The organism is Lysinibacillus sp. NPDC056232 (genome assembly GCF_042267565.1).
Taxonomy (GTDB): Bacteria; Bacillota; Bacilli; order Bacillales_A; family Planococcaceae; genus Lysinibacillus.
The window spans coordinates 106,405-111,820 of the sequence record NZ_JBHJTF010000013.1; the positions used below are offsets into that span (position 1 = coordinate 106,405).

Annotated in this window: 7 protein-coding genes; 4 read left to right on the top strand and 3 right to left on the bottom strand. The window is 37.4% G+C overall.

Annotated features, from left to right (window positions below; translation table 11 throughout):
- The first annotated feature begins 107 nt into the window (after positions 1-107).
- On the top strand, positions 108-2,057 hold the full coding sequence (locus ACFCYJ_RS12245; RefSeq protein ID WP_376074209.1) for a methyl-accepting chemotaxis protein: 1,950 nt from the start codon (positions 108-110) through the stop codon (positions 2,055-2,057).
- A gap of 46 nt (positions 2,058-2,103) precedes the next feature.
- Here the strand turns inward: ACFCYJ_RS12245 and ACFCYJ_RS12250 are convergent, their stop codons facing one another.
- Positions 2,104-2,523 carry a VOC family protein gene (locus ACFCYJ_RS12250; protein ID WP_376074210.1) on the bottom strand — a complete coding sequence of 140 codons (420 nt, stop codon included), beginning with the start codon at positions 2,521-2,523 and terminating at the stop codon, positions 2,104-2,106.
- A gap of 313 nt (positions 2,524-2,836) precedes the next feature.
- On the opposite strand from ACFCYJ_RS12250, the gene guaC reads away from it, so the two are divergent.
- A complete protein-coding gene (gene guaC / locus ACFCYJ_RS12255) occupies positions 2,837-3,820 on the top strand; it encodes a GMP reductase (RefSeq protein WP_376074211.1) in 984 nt (327 codons plus the stop codon).
- A gap of 387 nt (positions 3,821-4,207) precedes the next feature.
- On the opposite strand, the gene ACFCYJ_RS12260 is transcribed toward guaC, so the two are convergent.
- Both ACFCYJ_RS12260 and ACFCYJ_RS12265 read right to left on the bottom strand, forming a co-directional pair.
- Positions 4,208-4,432: a phosphate-starvation-inducible protein PsiE gene (locus ACFCYJ_RS12260; protein ID WP_376074212.1), complete on the bottom strand. Its 225-nt coding sequence runs from the start codon at positions 4,430-4,432 to the stop codon at positions 4,208-4,210.
- Positions 4,433-4,469: 37 nt separating this feature from the next.
- The gene (locus ACFCYJ_RS12265) at positions 4,470-4,679 is read right to left on the bottom strand and encodes a hypothetical protein (RefSeq protein WP_376074213.1); all 210 of its coding nucleotides are present in this window, start codon (positions 4,677-4,679) and stop codon (positions 4,470-4,472) included.
- On the opposite strand from ACFCYJ_RS12265, the gene ACFCYJ_RS12270 reads away from it, so the two are divergent.
- Together ACFCYJ_RS12270 and psiE are read left to right on the top strand one after the other, a co-directional pair.
- The gene (locus tag ACFCYJ_RS12270; RefSeq protein WP_376074214.1) at positions 4,659-4,883 is read left to right on the top strand and encodes a hypothetical protein; all 225 of its coding nucleotides are present in this window, start codon (positions 4,659-4,661) and stop codon (positions 4,881-4,883) included. The two genes, ACFCYJ_RS12265 and ACFCYJ_RS12270, sit on opposite strands and share 21 nt — an antisense overlap.
- Positions 4,884-4,991: 108 nt before the next feature.
- Positions 4,992-5,416: phosphate-starvation-inducible protein PsiE (gene psiE, locus ACFCYJ_RS12275; protein WP_376074215.1), on the top strand; the 425-nt coding region annotated here is incomplete at its 3' end.

Below are 5,416 nucleotides of genomic sequence, written 5' to 3' on the forward strand. Positions count from 1 at the left end.
ACGTAGCGACAGCAGCAGGAGATTGGTCACTAAGGCATTATTACATACTCCATATTCGGTGATAAAACAAAGTTTAAAATACTAATTTCATAGTGAGGATAATTCAAGTGAAACAACTAAGTTTAAGGAAAAAGCTCATTTTTTCGTTTTTAGCAATGCTTCTCATCCCAACACTGTTAATTGGAATTGTGTCTTACCACAGTGCTGGAAAGCAAATTTCAAAAGAACAACAAGCAAGTGCAACTGAGAGTGTGCGCATGCTTAATACGAATATTACTAACACGATTGAGCCAAAAGTGAAAGACGTTCAATATTTTTCAAACAAGCTCAATCAATCTTATTTACAAGAAGGTAAAATTACAGAACTTAAATCTCTATTCCACGAATACATGAACATGCATCCAGAGGTGGAGCTAATTTATATCGGAACCTCTGATGGCAGACTACTGGATGAGCCTGCTCAAAAATACCCTGGTGGGTTTGACCCTCGTACAAGATCTTGGTATAAGCAAGCCCTAGATAACAAAAACCAAGTATCCATTACAGCACCATACATTACACAGACTACAGGTGATATCGTTCTTACGATTACTCAGGCTTTACCAGACGGCTCTGGGGTCATAGGGTTAGATGTAAATATTTCTACACTAAGTACCATCACGAATGATATACGCATTGGAGAAACCGGCTTTGCTTCACTTTTAGATAGTAATAAAATTTATATTGCCCAACCAGATAAAGAAAGTGGTGCTGAAGCAACAGAAAGCTATATCACTAAAATCTATGAACAAGATAGTGGTACCATTATAGAAAAAAATCGTCAGCTACAATTTGTTACAAATAAGCTAACGGGCTGGAAAGTTGTGGGTACAATGTTTACAGCCGAGGCTGCAACTGCTGCTGCCTCGACATTTAATGTCAACTTAATGATTATCGCTATTTCTATTATTGTTGGCATTATTTTTATGCTATTCATGATAAAATCAATCGTTAATCCGATCAATCGACTTAAACAAAGCGCTATAAAAATTAGCGAGGGCGATTTAACAGCTTTTATTGACATTCATTCTAAAGACGAGATTGGACAGCTTGGGGAAGCCTTTATCGACATGAAGGTTAACTTAAAAAACCTTATTCGTAACGTTGATCAAAGCTCCCAACATGTACAAACTTCAGCGCATGGCTTATCTGCAAATGCCGAACAAAATATAGCTGCTTCAGAGCAAGTTACGGAAGCTATGCAACAAGTTGCTATTAGTACAGAAAAACAAACAACTGGTATTGACCAAAATGCTGCTTCTATTGAGGAAATCGCAAAAGGAGTCGTCGAGGTCGCTGATAGCTCTATGCAGGTTTCAGATTTATCGAGCTATGCTATAAAATTGGCCGACGAAGGTGGTCAAGCAGTAGAACAAACTGTTAATCAAATGATTTCTATTCATGAATCTGTGACACAATCGGATACGATGATTAAATCACTGTATGATCGAACAAAAGAAATTGGTTCTATTTTAGAAATTATTAGCGCTATTTCAAATCAAACAAATCTGCTTGCCCTTAATGCTGCTATTGAGGCAGCGCGAGCTGGAGAACACGGGAAAGGCTTTGCAGTAGTCGCCGATGAAGTGCGGAAGTTAGCAGAGCAATCCCAGCAATCAGCAGAGCAGATTGCTGCACTAATTACTGGCATTCAGCAAGATACGGCTAAGTCTGTTCAAACAATGATGAAGACTTCAGCGGATGTCCAGGATGGTTTACAGCTAACAGAAGATACAAGTAAAAAGTTTGCAAGTATCATTAAGGGTCTACACGAAATTGCTCCGAAAATGGAGGATATATCTGCATCTACTCAGGAGATGTCAGCAGTAGTCGAAGAAGTTTCTGCAACAGCTATAGAGCTAACAGATCATGCTAAATTAAATGCAGCAGCGTCAGAGGAAGTTGCCGCTTCTACTGAACAAACATTGTCTTCGATGCAGGAAATGGCTGCAGCCTCAAAAGCACTTCTCGATATGGCTGATGAATTACAAAGCTATGTGAATCGTTTTAAATACTAAAAAGAAAAGCACGATGTTAGAAACATCGTGCTTTTTAATAGTAACTTTATTTATTTTCCTCATAACTAAATTGCCATTCAACACCAAATTTATCAGTAAGGGAGCCATAACATTTACTCCAAAACGTTTCTTGTAGCTCCATCGTAACCTTGCCACCATCTTTAAGGCTATCAAAAGCTTTTCGCATCTGTGCCTCATCGTCTGAAACAACGGCTAAAGTTACATTGTTTCCAATCGTGAATGGGTTGCCCGGAAACGTATCTGAGAACATTACAGTACTACCGAAAATCGAAAGTCGCGTATGCATGACAAGATCTTTTGCTTCCTCTGGTAACGGATAACTTGGATTCTGTGGTGAATCTCCAAATGTCATAATTTCAGGCTTGCTCGTATTAAAAGCTTTCTCATAAAAAGATACAGCCTCTCGACAATTTCCATTAAAAATTAAATAAACCTCTACTGCCATTTCCAACACTCCCTTTGTCATTTTCGAAACAATTCTATTTTACATGGATAACAAATAATAGTACAAATTTTAGATAAAACCGATCAAAAAACGGCTTATCACCATAACGTGTGGTTGATTTCCGTTCCGACTTTTAATCCTATAACGGAAAATGATATATCTGTAAATTCCGCTTAATTCCTGTTCTTTCCTGCCAATTTTTTATTAATTTAGATAAAAGCTTTGACATTTACTCGAAAATAATGTAAATTACCAAATGACGAACAATTTAAATCAAAACTTAAAAAATATTCGTATTTTAGGAGTGTTTATAATGGATAACGTATTTGACTATGAGGATATTCAACTAATTCCCGCAAAATGTATTGTAGAAAGTCGCTCAGAATGTGATACTTCTGTTACTTTAGGCGGTCATACATTCAAGCTTCCTGTTGTACCAGCAAACATGCAAACAATTATCGATGAAAGTCTTGCTGTGAAGCTTGCTGAAAACGGTTACTTTTATATCATGCACCGTTTTAATCCAGAGACACGTATCAATTTCATCAAAGATATGCAAGCTCGTGGCTTAATCGCATCAATTAGTGTTGGTGTAAAAGGTGAAGAATACACATTTATTGAAGAATTAGCAGCTGCTAATTTAGTGCCTGATTTTATGACAATCGATATTGCACATGGTCATTCAAATGCTGTCATTCGTATGATTCAGCATATTAAAAAACATCTACCAACTAGCTTTGTGATTGCTGGTAACGTGGGCACACCTGAAGCAGTACGTGAACTTGAAAATGCTGGTGCAGATGCAACAAAAGTTGGTATTGGACCAGGTAAAGTATGTATTACTAAAATCAAAACTGGTTTTGGTACAGGTGGTTGGCAGCTAGCTGCACTACGCTGGTGTGCAAAAGCTGCAACGAAGCCAATTATCGCTGATGGTGGTATTCGTACACATGGTGATATTGCAAAATCGGTTCGCTTTGGTGCTTCAATGGTGATGATTGGCTCATTATTTGCAGGTCACGAGGAGTCACCTGGTGAAACAATCGAAATCGACGGTAAAACTGTGAAGGAATACTTCGGATCTGCTTCTGAATTCCAAAAAGGCGAACGTAAAAATGTTGAAGGTAAAAAGATGTTTGTTGAACATAAAGGCAGCATCAAAGATACTTTAATTGAAATGCAGCAAGATCTTCAATCATCTATTTCCTATGCAGGTGGCAATAAACTAGATGCCATTCGAAATGTAGATTATGTAATTGTGAAAAACTCTATTTTTAATGGAGATAAAGTATACTAACAACGAAGGAAACCCAAACAAGAATGGCACAAATTCTTGTTTGGGTTTTTCTTTGGATTTCGTCTTCTCTAATCTGCAGGAGTTTTATATAGGTCTGCGCTGAGCAATTGAGGTGGTTCTTGGTTAGCCTCTTAACCGATTTATTCTTCGGGTTACCCGAGCAGGGTTGGCTCTTACCTGATCACTTCTTCAGACTACCCGAGCCGTTTTCGCTCCTACCTGATCACTTCTTCAGACTACCCGAGCCGTTTTCGCTCCTACCTGATCACTTCTTTGGACTGCCCGAACGTTCTTGGCTCTCGGCTCTTGGCTGACCGATTATTTGAAAATACACCTTTTCAGCAAAAGAAAAAATGCTACCGATTACGTGTAGCATTTTCCTTAAGATTATAGTTTGTTAATAACAGCGTGGATCGTTTCTTTTAATTCTGCATCATGATCAGAAAGGTCTACAAGGTTTGCTACACGCTCACGTAATACTGGACGTTCAATTACAAGCTTTTCATCAAGTACTTGTACTAATAACTCGATAATAAGACGATCACGTACGTTTAATGCTTCTTCTAAACGCTCTGGTGTAATTTTTGCATCTGTTTTTGCTGCTTTAGCCATTTTAAAAACCCCTTTTAAATTTTATATTCATGCACATCTATTTTAGCATACAGCTAATTTTTTTTGAAAACTTTCTTTCGCGAATATATAGGCTCATCACCATAACGTGTCGTTGATTTCCGTTCCGACTGGGCGCTTTGTTGTTGCTGTCGCTACGCTTTCGCACAGATAAAACAATTGCTGCCGCTTCGCTTTCGCACAGAGCAAAGCTTTCTGGGGGCGTCCGATGAGCCGCTTGGGCCAACATGATGTTGGTCACGAAGGCATTATCACAGGACGTGATGGTTTTAGCCTTCGTTCCTCTATTGCTGATCCCCAAGGAGTCGCCCAGCCTCCACTCCAATCAACCTATATACATAACATACGTTTTAACAAATATCATCCACAGCTTTTGGTGATAATCCAATATACACCAAAACTTTACAAATATACACATATACATTTACGATAAAATGTTATATTCGAATCATAAAATGATGACGCTCAACCATATGATTATGTGTTCTCTATTTAGTTTTTCATATTCACTTAGGACGATTTACAAGATTGGAGGAATTCTGTGAACCAAAAGAACTTAACTTACTTACAAATAATAAAGGCTGTACCGAAATCTTTACAATTCTTTCTAAATGTTTGCCTTGTACTTCTAGCACTCATTTTATCCTTCCTACTTTGCAAAGAACTCATTCAATTCCTTAAAATTTTATTATTCAACAACAATGGCGGAGACTATAAGCTTTTCCTCGCTAATATTCTTATTTTCTTCTTGTATTTTGAATTTATCACGATGATCATTAAATATTTTAAAGAGAATTATCATTTTCCACTAAGGTACTTTATATATATAGGAATTACGGCCATGATTCGATTAATTATCGTAGAGCATGACCACCCCATTAACACCTTAATTTATTCACTTATTATTTTAATATTAATTATTAGCTATTTTATTATTAATATTACGACATTGGAACGACCTGTACG